This is a genomic window from Desulfurobacteriaceae bacterium, assembly GCA_039832905.1.
Lineage (GTDB): Bacteria > Aquificota > Aquificia > Desulfurobacteriales > Desulfurobacteriaceae > Desulfurobacterium.
The window spans coordinates 26187-42131 of the sequence record JBDOLX010000112.1 but is presented as its reverse complement, the minus strand read 5'-3'; the positions used below and the strand labels follow the sequence as shown (position 1 = coordinate 42131).

General features: G+C 36.3%; 21 protein-coding genes. 9 read left to right on the top strand and 12 right to left on the bottom strand.

The genetic code is table 11. The annotated features are described in order from the left end of the window. The 12 genes from ABGX27_08740 to ABGX27_08685 form a co-directional block, all read right to left on the bottom strand. A partial coding sequence (locus ABGX27_08740) for a DUF2202 domain-containing protein (GenBank protein MEO2069575.1) occupies positions 1-681 on the bottom strand: 681 nt, incomplete at its 3' end. Between the two features lie 219 nt (positions 682-900). Further along, positions 901-2016, bottom strand: a complete 1116-nt coding sequence (locus ABGX27_08735) for a HAMP domain-containing sensor histidine kinase (protein ID MEO2069574.1) — start codon at positions 2014-2016, stop codon at positions 901-903. Next, the gene (locus ABGX27_08730; protein ID MEO2069573.1) at positions 2013-3323 is read right to left on the bottom strand and encodes a sigma-54 dependent transcriptional regulator; all 1311 of its coding nucleotides are present in this window, start codon (positions 3321-3323) and stop codon (positions 2013-2015) included. Before ABGX27_08730 ends, ABGX27_08735 begins: the two co-directional genes overlap by 4 nt. 114 nt (positions 3324-3437) lie before the next feature. Then, positions 3438-4310 carry a nitrate- and nitrite sensing domain-containing protein gene (locus tag ABGX27_08725; GenBank protein MEO2069572.1) on the bottom strand — a complete coding sequence of 291 codons (873 nt, stop codon included), beginning with the start codon at positions 4308-4310 and terminating at the stop codon, positions 3438-3440. A gap of 75 nt (positions 4311-4385) precedes the next feature. Then, the gene (gene lpxI, locus ABGX27_08720) at positions 4386-5180 is read right to left on the bottom strand and encodes a UDP-2,3-diacylglucosamine diphosphatase LpxI (GenBank protein MEO2069571.1); all 795 of its coding nucleotides are present in this window, start codon (positions 5178-5180) and stop codon (positions 4386-4388) included. Next, positions 5177-5599, bottom strand: a complete 423-nt coding sequence (nusB, locus tag ABGX27_08715; protein ID MEO2069570.1) for a transcription antitermination factor NusB — start codon at positions 5597-5599, stop codon at positions 5177-5179. Before nusB ends, lpxI begins: the two co-directional genes overlap by 4 nt. Further along, positions 5596-6057 carry a 6,7-dimethyl-8-ribityllumazine synthase gene (ribE, locus tag ABGX27_08710; GenBank protein MEO2069569.1) on the bottom strand — a complete coding sequence of 154 codons (462 nt, stop codon included), beginning with the start codon at positions 6055-6057 and terminating at the stop codon, positions 5596-5598. Before ribE ends, nusB begins: the two co-directional genes overlap by 4 nt. An 18-nt stretch (positions 6058-6075) precedes the next feature. Continuing rightward, the gene (gene fabK, locus ABGX27_08705) at positions 6076-7023 is read right to left on the bottom strand and encodes an enoyl-[acyl-carrier-protein] reductase FabK (protein ID MEO2069568.1); all 948 of its coding nucleotides are present in this window, start codon (positions 7021-7023) and stop codon (positions 6076-6078) included. An 18-nt stretch (positions 7024-7041) separates the two neighbouring features. Beyond that, on the bottom strand, positions 7042-7983 hold the full coding sequence (locus ABGX27_08700; protein ID MEO2069567.1) for a beta-ketoacyl-ACP synthase III: 942 nt from the start codon (positions 7981-7983) through the stop codon (positions 7042-7044). Continuing rightward, on the bottom strand, positions 7973-8986 hold the full coding sequence (gene plsX / locus ABGX27_08695; protein ID MEO2069566.1) for a phosphate acyltransferase PlsX: 1014 nt from the start codon (positions 8984-8986) through the stop codon (positions 7973-7975). The genes ABGX27_08700 and plsX overlap by 11 nt, the downstream gene beginning before the upstream one ends. Then, the gene (gene rpmF / locus ABGX27_08690; GenBank protein MEO2069565.1) at positions 8987-9166 is read right to left on the bottom strand and encodes a 50S ribosomal protein L32; all 180 of its coding nucleotides are present in this window, start codon (positions 9164-9166) and stop codon (positions 8987-8989) included. It abuts the gene before it with no gap. Positions 9167-9169: 3 nt separating this feature from the next. Further along, a complete protein-coding gene (locus ABGX27_08685; GenBank protein MEO2069564.1) occupies positions 9170-9697 on the bottom strand; it encodes a DUF177 domain-containing protein in 528 nt (175 codons plus the stop codon). 114 nt (positions 9698-9811) lie between these two features. Between ABGX27_08685 and ABGX27_08680 the strand changes: the two genes are divergently transcribed. Genes ABGX27_08680 through ABGX27_08640 form a run of 9 tightly spaced genes read left to right on the top strand, consistent with a single transcriptional unit; the run spans position 9812 to position 15945 of the window. After that, entirely contained in the window at positions 9812-10162 is a 351-nt protein-coding gene (locus ABGX27_08680) for a SurA N-terminal domain-containing protein (protein ID MEO2069563.1), read from the top strand. Continuing rightward, positions 10113-10361 (top strand): hypothetical protein, encoded by a 249-nt coding sequence (locus tag ABGX27_08675; GenBank protein MEO2069562.1) that lies wholly within the window; start codon positions 10113-10115, stop codon positions 10359-10361. Before ABGX27_08680 ends, ABGX27_08675 begins: the two co-directional genes overlap by 50 nt. After that, the gene (locus ABGX27_08670) at positions 10361-11227 is read left to right on the top strand and encodes a peptidylprolyl isomerase (protein MEO2069561.1); all 867 of its coding nucleotides are present in this window, start codon (positions 10361-10363) and stop codon (positions 11225-11227) included. The genes ABGX27_08675 and ABGX27_08670 overlap by 1 nt, the downstream gene beginning before the upstream one ends. A gap of 3 nt (positions 11228-11230) precedes the next feature. After that, positions 11231-11875 (top strand): methylenetetrahydrofolate reductase C-terminal domain-containing protein, encoded by a 645-nt coding sequence (locus ABGX27_08665; GenBank protein MEO2069560.1) that lies wholly within the window; start codon positions 11231-11233, stop codon positions 11873-11875. Beyond that, complete coding sequence (locus ABGX27_08660) at positions 11872-12759, top strand: methylenetetrahydrofolate reductase (GenBank protein MEO2069559.1); 888 nt, start codon at positions 11872-11874, stop codon at positions 12757-12759. The genes ABGX27_08665 and ABGX27_08660 overlap by 4 nt, the downstream gene beginning before the upstream one ends. A gap of 9 nt (positions 12760-12768) precedes the next feature. Next, entirely contained in the window at positions 12769-13452 is a 684-nt protein-coding gene (gene uppS / locus ABGX27_08655) for a polyprenyl diphosphate synthase (protein ID MEO2069558.1), read from the top strand. Further along, complete coding sequence (locus ABGX27_08650; GenBank protein ID MEO2069557.1) at positions 13449-14201, top strand: phosphatidate cytidylyltransferase; 753 nt, start codon at positions 13449-13451, stop codon at positions 14199-14201. Before uppS ends, ABGX27_08650 begins: the two co-directional genes overlap by 4 nt. Then, positions 14198-15187 (top strand): hydrogenase expression/formation protein HypE, encoded by a 990-nt coding sequence (gene hypE, locus ABGX27_08645; protein ID MEO2069556.1) that lies wholly within the window; start codon positions 14198-14200, stop codon positions 15185-15187. Before ABGX27_08650 ends, hypE begins: the two co-directional genes overlap by 4 nt. Then, the gene (locus ABGX27_08640) at positions 15187-15945 is read left to right on the top strand and encodes an ABC transporter permease (GenBank protein ID MEO2069555.1); all 759 of its coding nucleotides are present in this window, start codon (positions 15187-15189) and stop codon (positions 15943-15945) included. Before hypE ends, ABGX27_08640 begins: the two co-directional genes overlap by 1 nt.

The window sequence follows — 15945 nt, the reverse complement described above, 5'->3', positions numbered from 1 at the left end:
AGTTTCAACTTCTAAAACCCACCAATCTATCCTTTTCCTTCCCCAACCTGGAACCTTTTTAACTTTTTTCACCGTTCCTTCTATCTTATTTATGGAAATTGAAGGATATAGAGAACCGTTTACTCCATAAAATCCTGCTTCGTGCTTAGTAGAAAGTATCTTCTTAAATTCTTTCTCAGAAATAAACTGGGGCTTGTAATCTCCTCCAAACCTTCTAAGAATCCTGACAAAAGCTCTTATATGGTTTCTTGAACCTTTCATCAAATTCTGATAAACGACCTTAATATCTTTGTTGTCTGTCCTTTCTATCGCATCTTCAAGATCCTTAATATCAACATCCTCAATAGTTGCCCCAACCTGCAAAGCGTCTATTAAAGATCTTTTTCCTTTTTCTACAAGCTGGTTATAAAGTTTTTGTAGCTTTTGATCCTTAAATACCCCAATTCTGTTTCCCGTTTCTTTAACTGGATCTTCTAAGTTGTACTTTCTGATAAGAACCCCTACCATGTTCATATGTTGCTGTTCAGACTTGGCAATGTTTCTAAATACCGGTATAGGGTAAATCTTTGATAGTGTTAAATACACATCTCTAGCAAGCTTTTCTTCCTCTCTCATATAGAGAAGATCTCTTATTTCTTCTTCTGATAAGCTTTGCTTTGGAAGGTTCTCCACGTAATACATTCCGTAAGTCTTAAAATTTTGAGAATTTGCCTTCTTGTCACCTCCAAAAGTTAAGAGTACTACCGGTAAAGCTAAGGCTTTACCTCCTAAAACTGTTTTCTAACACACTTTAAGCAAATTTCGTGCCAAATTTAAAAGTAAAAGAGACAACATGTTCTGAGAGAATAATTCGGAGCTTTTTCCGAAATAGATGGATAAGGTCGGAAATTTTTCCGAAACTTAAGAACTTGGAAGAGAAATTTTAAAAACTGTCCACCCTTTTTCGGTAAAAGCTTCTATTTGTCCTCCGTGAGCTTCTACAATTCTTTTAGCATTGTAAAGCCCAAGACCAAATCCTTTTTCTTTAGTCGAGTAAAAAGGTTTAAAAAGATTTTTACTGTCTAAAGTTCCTCCACTATCCATCACCAAAATGGTAAAGAAATTTTTTTCTTCCCTTCCTACTATCTTTATCTTCTTGTTTTCTTTTTTCCCTAAAGCTTCTATAGCGTTTTTCAGAAGGTCTATGAGAACAGAAACCATTTTTTCATAATCAACTCTTAACTTTTTATCTTCAACAGTAATCTCCAGAATAATTTCCTTGTTTTCCAATAATTCCTCAAATTTAGAAACAGCTTCATTTATAAGGTCTTTTGTACTTACCGTACTCTTTGAAATGGTAATGGGTTTTCTCAGATTAGCTGTTTCTTCAACGTATTTACCAAGTTTATCTATTTCCCCTTGTAGCTTATCTAAGTAGACTTTATCAAGAGTATTTTTTAGCCTATAAACAAGAAGCCTTAAAACATTGAGTCGATTTTTAACTTCGTGAATTAAAGAATGTATTACTAGATTGATACTCTCAAGTTTCTCTCTTTCCTGTTTTTCCTTTTCAAAGAGAAGTTTTTCCCTAAAATATTCTCTAACAAGTAAAACTGTAATAAGAGTGAATAACAGACTGAAAAACAAAAGGGTGACGACCGTATAAGTGAGATGCCTATTGAATTCCTTGACATAGGAAAAGTCAAAATAAAGAGTAAAATAGAAAGGAGAAACCTTTAACGACTCAGAGTAGTAATCTTTCGATATATCTGAACCAGGAACGATTACTTCTCTACCTTCCAGTTTAAAAGTGGCTCCCTTCAGAAATTTCGAGTTCTCCATGTAGGAGGATAAAGCCTCAACAGGGTCTCCACCACCAGCTATTGTTCCCTCTATTACCGACTTTACCCTCGAGGTTTCTTCCTTTACCACTATTAGGTAAAAGCTTTTTAACTCTTGCCCCAAAAAATATAGGTTTGAAAGAACTGCTACAAATAGACCAAGAAGTAAACCTATAAGGACAAGATATTTTTTCATATTCCGTACTTTTTCCTTTTGTACCTTAGAGACTTTTCGTCTATTCCAAGTAGCTTTGCAGCCTTCAATTGAACATAGTTCGTTCTTTTAAGAGCTTCCTCTATCATTCTTTTTTCTAACTCTCTGAGTTTTTCTGGCAAAGGTTTGGAAAAATCTATTTCTTCACAAGGTTTCTCTTTATTTTTAAGATCCTCTAAATCCTTAGGTTCTATTTTAGAGGTTGTAATAACTAAACGGTGAATTAAATTTTCAAGTTCTCTAACGTTTCCAGGAAAGTTATAGTTTAAAAGTATCTCTAATGCCTCAGGAGTTATTTCCACTTTCTTGCCATACTTTTTTTCATATTTTTTAAGAAAATATCCTGTAAGTTCTAAGATATCTTCAGGCCGCTCTCTTAATGGAGGAACTTTTAAAGTTAAAACGTTCAATCTATAGTAAAGATCTTCTCTGAACTTTCCTTCTTCAACAAGTTTTTCTAAATTCTGATTTGTAGCAGCGATAACCTTTACATCTACTTTCTTACAATTGGTAGACCCCACTCTTCTAACTTCCTTTTCTTGAAGAACCCGTAAAAGCTTTACTTGAAGGTGTAGAGGAAGTTCTCCTATTTCGTCTAAGAATATGGTTCCTCCATCAGCTTCTTCAAAAAGTCCTGGTTTTGAACGTAGAGCTCCTGTAAAGGCTCCTTTCTCATATCCGAAAAGCTCACTTTCAAAAAGTTCAGATGGAATTGCTGCACAGTTAACAGAAACAAATTTTCCTTTTCTTCCACTTTCCTTATGAATAAACCTTGCCAGAACTTCCTTACCTACTCCACTTTCTCCTAAGATTAAGATAGGAGCTTCTGTTTTTGCAAAAAGGAACGCTTTTTTTAAGATTTCCTCCATTACCTTTGAGGCAAATACTACATCTTTTTCTATCTTTGGGAAACTTCTTAATTTTGCAAGTTGGCAAGCTTTATTTATTAAGTTTATCAACACTTCGGGGTCAAAGGGCTTGGTAATATAGTGGAATGCACCGGCTTTAATTGCATTGACTGCATCTTCAACGCTACTAAAAGCAGTAATTACTATTACTTCCACATTTTCAACTTTTTCTTTTAACTGTTTTAGAAACTCAAGACCGTCCGTTCCGGGAAGTCTTACATCACTAACAACAACCAAAGGGTTTTCTTTTAACGCCATTTTTAGTCCATTCTCAGCAGTAGAGGAAGCAAGGACAGAAAATCCTGCCTCCTCTGAAATCTCCTTTAAAAGTTCTCTCTGAATATCATCATCCTCTACTACTAAAACCTTACACTTTTCCATCTTTTGTGGACCTAACCACTAATCTGTAGATAATTTATTAAATGGATTATAAGAAAAACGAATACAGAAATAGCAATCGTTACAGCTAGTTCTTTTTTCTTCTCAATTTTGATTTTATATTAGCTTCTGAGATACAAAATCCTCAACTTTTTTCACGAGGTTAATTTTCTTGGTTATTGTATTGAACCAATAGTTTGGATCAACGTTAAAGTTTCCGGTGAATGGTGTTGCTAGGGCTAACCTTTCCATTCTATCAACTTCATCAACAGCTTCCCCTTTCAAAGTCTTTTCATAAAACTTCACTACCTCTTCAGGAGCTGTCAGTTTAAAAGCTCTTATAAAAGCTAACTGTTCGGCTTTGAAATAGAGAAATTTTTCAAAAAGTTTTTTTGTAAATATATCTTTAGTAAAAGCAATTGACAAAATAGCCCTTTCAAGTCCCATTTTTTCCTTAACAAGAATCAAGTCTGTATAAGCAATAAGTTCCCGAGAAACTTTAGCATCTGAAGCATATTTAGCAATCATGCCTATAGAGTTTAAAAGGTTAAAATTAATAGCTTCTTTTACAGAAATCTTTTGTTTATCAACTTTCAGTCTTATTTCTGTTAAAGAGTTTAATTCTGTTGAAATTACTTCTTTAATTATTTGCTGGGATTTAGCAGGTAAGGAAGATAAGTATCTTATATCAAAGAAGTTCTTAAGTTCCCTTATTTTCTCATCTGTAATAGTTCTTTGAGTTCTAAGCTCTTCAATAAATTCTTTACCCCCACTTCCTAAGAAACCAGCAGTTCTTCCCCTTTCTTTCTGAAGCTCGTGGATAACAGCAGAAATTTTTGTAGAAAGAATTATGCTTTTTTCTAGAGAATTCGCCTCTTCATACTGTTTGTAAGCATTTGTAATTAGTAAAAACGCTAAGACCAAAACGGGAACAAACAGCGCAAAGAATGAAAATAGAAAATTTTTTCTTAATTTTTTCTCAAGCGTCACCACTCACCTCCTTAGGAATTTGATATTAAGTGAACATTATTTTACAAATTTTTAATGTTGAAGGTATTTAAAGAACTAAACAGAAGCTATAACAAGGTTATATTTCTTTGCAAGAATCTTTATCTTTTCTTTATTAAGAAAATACGTCTTTCCGGCCTCAAAAAATATTGCTTTTCCCCCTAACTTTCCGACAAGTTCTACTGTCTTTTCTCCAACTGTTGGAACATCTATTCTCATATCTTGTTTCTTTCTAGCAGCTTTACATACGATAAAATCCTTCCCTGCCAGTTCTGCCCCTCTCTCTATACACTTATCCGTTCCTTCTACTCCCTCAACAGCAATTACAGCTTTGTCTTTAATAACAACCGTTTGTCCAATATCTAAGGAAGCAATTTCCTTAGCTACCTTCATTCCAAATTCTGCTTCTTCAGCTAAATCTTGAGTAAGTTTCCCAAAAATAACTCCTTTTTCACATAAAAGATGGGAAAGGTAAGGAGTTGGATCTATAACTTTTACACCTTCTTTTTCAATCTCTTTAATTATTCCTCTTAATATTGTTTCAGGCTTTTTCTCTTTTAAAGAGAATAAAAAAGAAATACCCTTTAGGTCTAAACCTGTAATTGAAAGAGCATTCTTATGTTCTACCTTCCCTAAAATAGCGATTTCTTCTACCTTTTCTTTTGAAAGTTCTTTTAGGAATTTTCCAAGTTTAAAAGGTTTTATCCAAATAACCTTGTAAGATAATCTTTCTACCTCAGGAGATGTAATTCCTGCAAGGGCAAAAGTAATTGCTTCATGACCTTTGCTTTTGGCAGATTTAAGGAATTCTAAAGGAAGTTCTCCACTACCAGCAAGAAGACCTAATTTCATTGATTTGCCTTGGATTTTGCTATTTTATCTAAGATAGCATTGATAAATTTGGAAGATTTAGGGTCTTCCCCAAAAACCTTAGCAAGCTCTATTGCATCGTTTATGACTGCTTCAACTGGAGAGTAGTTTTCATTTAGTATTTCATATGTAGCCACTCTCAAAATAGATCTATCCATAGGTAAGAGTCTTGATATAAACCAACCTTTTTTAAGGTACTTAGATATTTCCATATCAATAGACTTTTGATTCTTCACCGCTTTTTCAAAAAGTCTATTTGCCATTTGTTTAACTTCTTCTTTTTCCTTGTTATCTTCCCAATAGTTAAGAATAACTTCTTCTGGAGACAATTTTCCAAGATCGTATTGATACATCATTAAAAAAGCGTGTTCCCTTGCCTTCATTTTATCTTTGTTGGTCATGAGATCTCCCTCAGAACGTTTACCATTTCTATGGCAGATAGAGCCGCTTCCCACCCCTTGTTTCCAGCTTTCGTTCCAGCTCTATCTATTGCCTGTTCTACTGTATCGGTTGTGAGAACTCCAAAAGCTACAGGCTTTTCAGCTTCTAAGGATACAGTTGCAATACCTTTGCTAACCTCTGCTGCAACGTAGTCAAAGTGAGGAGTTTCTCCTCTTATCACTGCCCCAAGAGCTATAACTGCATCAAAGTCCATCTTTGCAAGTCTTTTAGCAACCAATGGTAGTTCAAAAGCTCCCGGTACTTTTACAACTGTTATATCTTCTTCCTTCCCACCGTGCCTAACTATACAGTCTATTGCACCTTCCAATAACCTTTCTGTAATAAAAGAATTAAATCTACTAACAACTATTGCAAACTTTATCCCTTCTGCTTTTAGCTTTCCTTCTATTAACTTCACCTTTCTAACCTCGCTTTCTTATTCTGCGTAACGATTACAAAGTTCTTTTAGAACTTTCTCAGCTCCTTCCATAATGTCTTTAATTATTTCTTCTGCTGTTTCTTCCTTATTTATATATCCAACAACCTGTCCTGCCATTACAGAACCCCAGTCAACATCACCTTTCTCAGCAGCAAGTCTTAACCTTCCTTTCCCAAGTTCTTCTAGTTCTTCTTTTGAAGCTCCGGAGAACTCAAGTTCTGCAAACTTCTTCGTAAGCTTATTTTCAATAAGTCTAACAGGATGTCCTGTAGTAAGCCCAGTTACAGTAATCTGGTTAAACCTTGCCTTTAAAACCTTTTGCTTGTAGTTTGGATGAACGTTACACTCTTTTGCGGCTAAAAACCTTGTTCCAACTTGAATACCTTCAGCCCCTAGAGCAAATGCAGCAGCCGCTTGTTCTCCTAAAGCAATGCCACCTGCAGCAATTACGGGAATGTTTACAGCCCTTACAATGGAAGGAATTAGCACCATAGTTGTAAGCTTACCTATGTGTCCTCCAGCTTCCATACCTTCTGCAATCACAGCATCACAGCCTATTCTTTCCATACGTTTTGCAAGTGCATCGCTAGCAACGACAGGAATAACTTTTATCCCTTTCTCTTTAAAGGCTGGAATGTACTTTCCAGGATTTCCCGCTCCTGTTGTTACAACAGAGACTCCTTCTTCTAAACAAACTTTAACAATTTCTTCGGCATTAGGCATCATAAGCATTATGTTAACGCCAAAAGGCTTATCTGTAAGCTCCTTACATTTTCTAATTTCTTCTCTAAGCTCATCCGCACTTCTATTTCCACCAGCAATTATTCCAAGTCCTCCTGCGTTCGAAACGGCAGCTGCAAGCTTTGCATCCGCTATCCAAGCCATCCCACCCTGTAGTACAGGATACTCTATGTCTAAAAGTTCACAAACTCTCGTCTTTATCATCTTCCCTCCACTTTCAAGTTATAAACGTAAAACACACGATCCCCACGTAAAACCACCACCAAAAGCTACAAGTAGAACAAGATCACCTTTCTTCGCTCTACCTTCTTTTACAGCCTCATCCAAAGCAAGAGGAACGGAAGCTGCGCTTGTATTACCGTATTTATTTAAATTTACGAATATCTTTCCATTGTCTATTCCTAGTCTCTCTGCTATAGCATTTATTATCCTGAGGTTTGCCTGATGTGGGATAAGCAGTTTTATTTCTTTCGAGGATATCCCCGTCTTTTCAAGAACTCTCTTTGCCGACTCAACCATAGTTCTAACTGCTACTTTGAAGACTTCATTCCCTTTCATTTTTACGTAAAAAGGATACTCTTCATTTGAACCAACGGATGAAACGTAAAGAAATTCTCCATAAGAACCATCTGATCCAAGGTCAAAACCTAATATTCCTTCTTCCTCGTCCTTTTCGAGTAAAACAGATCCTGCTCCATCACCAAAAAGGATACATGTACTTCTATCACCCCAATCAACTATCTTTGAAAACCTTTCCGCACCAATGACAAGAGCTTTTTTCAGTTTTTTACTCCTCATTATTGAATCTGCAATGTAAAGGGCATAGATGAAACCAGTACAGGCAGCAGAAACATCAAAGGCAATTGCCTTCTTATTGTTTAGTTCTGCTTGAACTTTACAGGCAGTAGAAGGGAAAAAAGCGTCAGGAGTAGCAGTTGCTACTACTATTAAATCCAACTCTTGAGGGTTTCTACCTTCTAAGGCTTTCAATGATGCCTTTACCGCAAGGCTAGAAGTTGTTTCCTTATCGCTAATTCTCCTTTCTCTTATTCCAGTCCTAGTTGTTATCCATTCATCAGATGTGTCTACCATCTTCTCAAGATCAAAGTTCGTGAGAACCTTAGATGGAACGTAAGATCCTGTAGAGACTATCTTAATACCCATCCTGTTTCCCGTACTTTTCAATATTTTTCTCTATGTGCTCATCAAGGTTGGATTTAGCAAATTGAGAAGCGACTCTAATGGCATTTTTTATAGCTTTTGCATTTGAACTTCCATGTGATATTATTACAGGCTTTCTGATTCCTAAAAGGGGTGCTCCACCCCATTCTGCGTAATCCGTTCTCTTTTTAAACCCTTTTATTGCAGGTTTTAAAGTAATAGCACTTATTTTTGAAATAAAATGTCCTTCAATCTCTTCCTTTAGGATTTGAGCTAAAATTTTCGCAAGACTTTCACTAAGTTTTAATGCTACATTTCCTACAAAGCCATCACATACTATAACATCAAACTTTCCAGAATAAATATCCCTACCTTCAGCATTTCCAACAAAGTTTAATCCCTTTTTTCTAGCTTCCTTTAAAAGTTTATACGCTTCTTTAGTCAATTCATTCCCTTTAGTTTCTTCCTCTCCAATATTCAGAAGTCCTACTCTAGGATTTTTTTCTCCTAGAACATATTTCGCGTATGCTTCACCCATTATTGCGAATTGGAGAAGATGATAGGGCTTACAGTCAACGTTTGCACCAACGTCGAGGAGGAAAGTTTTCCCGTTCTGATTAGGAAGTATCGTTGAAATCGCCGGTCTTTCCACTCCTTTAATTCTTCCAAGAGTAAAAAGGGATATAGCCATTACTGCACCGGTATTTCCTGCACTTAAGAAAGCATCTGCAAGTCCATCCTTTAAAAGCTTAGTTCCAATATGAATAGAAGAGTTTTTCTTTTTCAGAGCCTTTGATGGCTGTTCGTCCATTAAAACCTGATCTTCAGCATGGACAATCTCTATTTTTCCCTTAGGATAAGAATATTTAGATAGTTCCTTTTTTATAGTTCCTTCATCTCCAACTAAGATAACAGAAATGTTAAACTCTTTAGCTGCTTGAATAGCCCCTTCAACTGGAACTTGGGGGGCAAAATCTCCCCCCATAGCATCCAGAACAACTTTCATTTATTCCTCTACCTCTACAACAACTTCTCCCTTGTAATAGCCACAGGATTTACAAACCCTATGAGGAAGCTTAGGGCTGTAGCAGTTTGGACATACTGAAAGTGCTGGTTTTTGTGCTTTCCAGTGTGTTCTCCTTTTGTCTCTTCTTGTCCTTGATACTTTCCTCTTTGGAACTGCCATCTTTCACTCCTTCCTCTTAAGTTTATCTCTAAGAGCTTTTAGTTTTTCCCAGCGTCTATCGACCTCTTGGGTTTCCTCTTCAAAAGTCTCTGGTTTTTCTCCAACTTCAAAAGTTGAATACTCACAGTTTTCACTACATAAAGGTTTTACAGGAAGATTAAGCAAAATCTGCTCTTTTACAACCTCTGCAAGATCCAAGAAATTTTCGTCAGAGAATTTTATATCAAGATCGGAAGATTTTATCTCTCCACCAGCAATCTCTGACGTCGGTATAAGTTGGTAGTAAAAGTTTTTATTAAGTTTTTCCTTAAACTTTTTGTTACATCTACTACAGAGAAGTTCTACTTCACCCTCAATCTTCCCATAAACATCGTAGCCAACAGGCTTTTTGTAAACCTCTATGCGAAGTTTAAAAGGCGTAGATGAAATAACCTCCTCTTTCGGCAAATCCATGATTGATGGTTGAATTTCCGTATCAACCTTCATAGGCTCTTTCTGGGTTATCTCATTAAGGTTGATTCTCCTTTTCATCTTTTAACCTGCAAGATAAAGTTTGCGTTGGTAAATTATGAAAATTTAACCTACTTTGCAAATCTATGAAACCTTCAATAAGTTTAACAAGAATTCACTATATTGGAGGATTCCATGAAAAAGCTAGTCTTGGCAACTGCAATTATAGCACTAGTAAGTTCAAACTCTCTTGCCGGAGACAAGGTATTGGCTAAGGTTAACGGAAAGCCTATCACAGAATCGGATTTAAACAAGGCTCTAAATAGCCTACCCGAAAAATATTCTTCCGTAAAAGGAAATACTGAATTCAGGAAAAGAGTTTTAGAGACTTTAATAAATCAGGAACTTCTCTTTCAGGAAGCTCAAAAAGAAGGTATTCCTCAAAATCCTAAGGTAAGAAAACAAATTGAAGAAGCTAAAAAAAAGATAATAATCAATGCCTTGCTCAAGAAACATCTTAAATTTAGAAGAAATAAATATCTCTGAGAAAGAAGCAAGAGCTTTTTATGAAAGAAACAAAACTCGGTTTATCGATGCAAATGGTAAACAAATACCTTTTGAATCCTTAAAACCGTTTATAATTCAAACTCTAAAAGAGCAAAAGAGACGGGAAGCTCTTATGGCTGCTTTTAACAGGTTTATAGAGGATCTAAAGAAAAGAAACAAGGTAGAGGTGTTCTACTGATGGTATGGAGGAAAGTAGTCGTTCTCCTTTTTCTTCTGTTTATTCCCTTCCTGCCATTAAAGGCTAAGGTTGTTGACTACATTGTAGCTGTTGTAAATGACGAACCAGTTCTTTACAGCGAGCTTAAGAGCTATGCTAAGGAAAACGGAATTACAGACTTAAAGGTAGCTTTAAACTCCTTAATAGAGAAAAAGATGCTCTTAACTGAAGCCAAGAGTGAGGGAATAAGAGTTTCCGACAAAGAGATAGAGGATGCCTTAAAAGATTTGAAAAAGAGTAATGGATTTATCTCTGATAAAGAGTTTATAAAAGCCTTGGAGAAGGAAAGACTTACCCTCGAGGAAGTTAAAGAAAAGATTAAAGAACAGATCTTGATATCCAAACTTATCGGAAAGAATGTAAGGTCAAAAGTTAGAGTTTCTGGTTTAGAGGTGGAAAAAGTATGCAGAGCTAAGAAAGGTAACGTTTTAAGGGAAGTTTACTATATTTTTGTGACTTCCTCTGAAAAATTAAAGGAAATAGAGAAACTTCTAGCATCACAAAAGCCCTTTGAAAAAGTTGCAAAAGAGTTTTCAGAAGATCCCGTTACTGCAAAACGTGGTGGATATGTAGGAAAAGTTAAGAAAGGAATGTTAATAGAACCTGTTGACTCTACAGTTTGGTCTATAAAACCGGGAAAGTACAAAGTTGTTAAAGGAGATAACGGATACTACCTAGTGTACGTCAAGAAAGAAGAAAAGGAAGGATGCAATAAAGATGAAATAAGGAAAGAACTCTACATGAAGAGATTTAGAAAAGCTCTTAAAGAGTACCTTGACTCCATCAAGAAAAAGGCAAGCGTGAAAATCTACTTCCACGGGGAGTAAGAAGTGGTAGTTGTTAAGATCAAACCTTTAAGTGAAATCCTAAAAAACTTAAGAGGTTTCAAAAAAATCGCCATTTTTGGGTGTGAGCTAGGGTCTGCAAGGTGTAAGAACGGAGGACTAAAGGAAGCACTCCAACTTAAAAATAGTTTGGAGAAGGAAGGTTTTGAGGTTATCAGTGTAAAAAGTCCAGGTGGAACGTGTATTTTGGAAAAAGTTTCAAAGCCTCTCCTTGAAATTGAAAAAGGTTGTGAAGTTGTAATATCCTTAGCTTGTGGAGCAGGAACACAGGTTATAGCAGAGAACACCAATCTTCCTGTAATCACAGGAGTAAGTACTCTGTTTATAGGAGCAGAAAAAGAAGGAAAATACTTTGACGAGTACTGTATAGCCTGTGGTGATTGTATTATTTCGGATACTGGGGGTATCTGCCCAGTAGCAAGGTGTCCTAAGTCCTTGGTGAACGGTCCATGTGGCGGAGCAATAAACGGAAAGTGCGAAGTTGACTCCTCTATTCCTTGTATCTGGTATAAAATTGCCGAGCGTTTAGAGGGTTTACAAAAGTTAGAAGTCTTAAGAGAAAGAGCTCCTTTTAAAGATTATAGACTGGCTGTTTACCCAAGAAAACTGGAAGTGGAGGAAACAACTTGAACTTTTCAGAAAAGTTGAAAAATGGAAAGTTCATAATAACTGCAGAAATAGCCCCTCCAAGAGGAACAGATTGGAAATCAGTAATTAAAGGAATAGAACCTTTAAAAGGCAAAGTTGATGCTTTTAACATAACAGACAACCAACGTTCTATGGTAAGAATGTCCTCATTGGTAATGGCAAAGTTCCTTCTTGACTATGGATTCGATCCTATTTTGCAGCTTACATGTAGAGACAGAAACCGGATAGCACTACAATCGGATCTTTTGGGAGCTGCAGCACTCGGAGTGAAGAACATTTGTCTTATGACTGGAGACTTTACAAGCTTAGGAGATGAACCAAAAGCTAAACCCGTTTTCGACGTAGACTCCGTTCAGCTTATTGAAATTGCAAAGATTTTAGAAAGCGGAAAACTTTTAAATGGAAAAGAAGTAAAGGGTAAATTGGAATTTACGGTTGGAGCAGTTTATAACCCTTTTGCAGGTCCAAAAGTTTTACAAGAAATAAAACTTAAGAAGAAAATAGACGCTGGGGCTTCTTTTATTCAAACTCAGCCCATCTACGATGTGAAAGTTGCAGAAGAGGTGAATGATTTAGTAGAAGAATTTGGAGCAGTTCCGATAATAGGTCTTCTTCCCATAAAAAGTCTAAAAATGGCTAACTTTATGAAAAGTCTAAATCCAAGTTCTGTTCCGGACAAACTTATAGAAGGTCTAGAGAAAGCTATGGATCCTGCTCAGTATGGTTGGGACTATATCATAGACATTGCCCATGCAGTTTTGGAATTCGGAAGGGGAATCCACTTTATGCTTGTTGGAAAGACGCAGGAACTTGCTAACTTTATAGATTATTTACGAAACGATAGTCCCTACAACCACAGATTCTAAGGAGAAACTATGAATCTTCCCGTTCATGTTGGAATAATAATGGACGGAAACGGTAGATGGGCTACTAAGAGAGGTTTTCCAAGAATAAAAGGACATGAAGAAGGTGCGAAAACAACAGAAAGGATAATAATTGCTGCAGCAAAGCTAGGAATAAAGTACCTATCTCTCTATGCTTTTTCTACTGAAAATTGGAAAAGACCTAAAGAGGAGGTAAACTTTCTTTTTCATTTAATGTACGAATACATTCAAACCAAACTTCCTATGTTTCTTGAGAACAACATTCGTTTCAAGGTGATAGGAAGGATTTGGCAACTTCCAGAATACCTTCAAGAAGGTTTTAAACGTTTAGAAAGGGAGACCCTTCACTGCAATAAAATGGTGACTGTGTTTGCAGTAAATTATGGCGGAAAACAAGAAATTCTTGACGCTGTAAACAGGGCTATAAAAGCTGGAGAAAAGGATATCACAGAAGGAGTTATTAGAAAGTATCTCTACTTTCCAGAACTTCCAGACCTTGATCTTCTTATAAGAACAAGTGGAGAGCTTAGGATTTCAAACTTTCTCCTGTGGCAGTCTGCCTACACAGAGCTTTGGTTTACAAAAACTTTATGGCCAGACTTTACAGAAGAAGAATTCAAAAGAGCAATAGAAGACTTTAAGAAAAGAGAAAGAAGGTTTGGCGGTATCAAATGAGAGAGAGGATCTTAGGTACCATTTTAGTAGTTCTTTACGCTTCTTTTATGGTTGCTTCTCCAAAAAGTTTTTATGTTTCTTTGGTTTACCTTCTTGGTGTTGGGATGGTTTCTGAACTTTGTGAGTTTACACCTTTCAAGGATAACAAAACAGCAGTAACAGTTATTTTTTCTATTCTTTTTTTCATAGGGGTTCACCTAAAAACTTTTAACTTTATTCTCCCTACCGTTGCCGTAGTTTTTCTTTTTAGCTATTTCGTTATAATTGAAGGCAAAGTGCCTGAGAGATTTTTAGGAATAACTGGTTTTTTTGTGTATTTGCTTATTGGAATTGTGGCGATTGCTAAACTTCCTAAGCCCTATTTTCTTCTCCTTTTAAGCATTGTCTGGTCTACCGATACCTTTGCCTATCTTGTAGGTAAATACTTTGGGAAAAAGAAACTCATTCCTGAAATAAGTCCCAAAAAGACTGTTGCTGGGGCTATTGGAGGAGCTATCGGAGGAGTAATAACTTCCTTAATAATAGGAAACCATCTTGGAATACTGGAAATTTCTTTCTTTTATGTTTTTATTCTCTTTGTACTTACTTTTATTTCCCAAATTGGAGACTTAATTGAAAGTTATATAAAAAGAGTTTTTGATGTCAAAGATTCCGGTCACATCATACCCGGACACGGTGGGGTTCTTGATAGACTTGATAGTAGTATAGCTGTAGCCCCGTTTTTACTTGCTCTTGGAGGTGTAAGTTGAGGATAGAAATCGGGCACGGAAGTGGAGGAAAGTTAACCAGGGAGCTAATAGAAGAACTCTTTTTAAAACACTTCTCATTTCCTGAGCTTACATCTTTACGGGATGCCTCCTATTTAAAGATAAATAGCAACAAAATAGCTATGACAACTGACTCTTACGTAATTAGTCCTTACTTTTTCCCTGGGGGAGATATTGGTAAGCTAAGCATCTCAGGAACAGTAAACGATTTAACGGTAAGTGGCGCTATACCTTCTTTTATTTCTGTTGGTTTTATCTTGGAAGAAGGATTGCCGTTCGAAGACCTAGAAAAAGTTGTAAAAAGTATGGCAGAAACTGCCAAAAAAGCAAACGTTAAAATAGTCGCGGGAGATACAAAAGTTGTAGAAAAAGGAAAGTGTGACGGTATCTACATAAATACAACCGGAGTTGGAGAAATTGTTAGAACTTTTTCTCCCACCTTTGCAAAACCTGGAGACGTTGTAATTGTCTCAGGATATATAGGGGATCATGGAATAGCAGTCTCTTTAGCAAGGGAAGAGTTTGAGATTGAGTCAGGTGTAATAAGTGACTGTGCACCACTCAATAATCTACTTGTTCCTCTCTTTGAAGTAGAAGGTATTAGATGGATGAGAGACCCAACAAGAGGCGGCGTAGCAACAGTTTTAATAGAGTTTTCTGAACACTCAAAACTTGGAGTTAGACTATTTGAAGAAAGACTTCCCATTAGGGAAGAGGTTCGTTTTGTTTGCGATATGCTTGGATACGATCCTTTATACTTGGCAAACGAGGGAAAAGCAGTAATTATTGTTGATAAAAGGGAAGCAGAAAAAGTCTTAGGGAAACTTCGTCAGAATCCTCTTGGAAAAGAAGCAAAAATTATCGGAGAAGTTACAGATGAATTTCAAGGAGTTCATTTAATTACTTCCATTGGTGGAGAAAGAAGACTAGAACTTCTTGAGGAAGATCCCCTTCCAAGGATATGCTAATGGGTGAACACGAGCTTCTCATCGTTCTCTTTGCTTACTTCTTAATACTTGCTACCGTCTTTTTTGACATAAAAAATGGAATAGGTTTTTGGAAAGATCTGCTTTTTTCTTCTTTTCTTTCAATTATTCAGCTTGTTGGTGTTGGATTTGTAATACTTTTCCTTTTAGACTTAAAGCAGGAACTCATAAATCTTTTGTTGACAATTCTTTTTTTCGTAAACGCTTCCCTTATAACTTTGCGAAGGTTTCAGTTCACCTCTTACAGTAAGTTTAAAGTCTTTCTGACTATTCTCTTTTCGATTTCCATCATTTCTACCATTTCACTTTTTGTTCTTTACACCGTTGGCATTTTAACTTTGAAAGCAAACAGCATAATCCCCCTTGCAGGAATAATAGCTGCTTCTGGAATGAGGAGTTTGTCCCTTTCTTTTAGCTACTACAAGCGAAGGCTTAAGGATGTTGAAGACTTAATCTTAGGAATGGCAGCTCTTGGAGCAAACAGTGTGGAGATATTCAAGCCGATATTCAGAGAACTTATCTTAGATATTACTACTCCCGTTAGAGATATGTTTCGTTCTTCTGGTATAGTCCACATTCCGGGAGTAATGGTAGGTCTGCTTATTGCAGGGGTTTTGCCCCTTAAAGCAGCAGTAATTCAATTTGCTATCCTATCTACTATGATATTTCAATTTACCTTCGTTCCAGCAATAGCTTTTTACACTTTAATAAAACTCTACGGGATAAAGATTGAGGGGTAG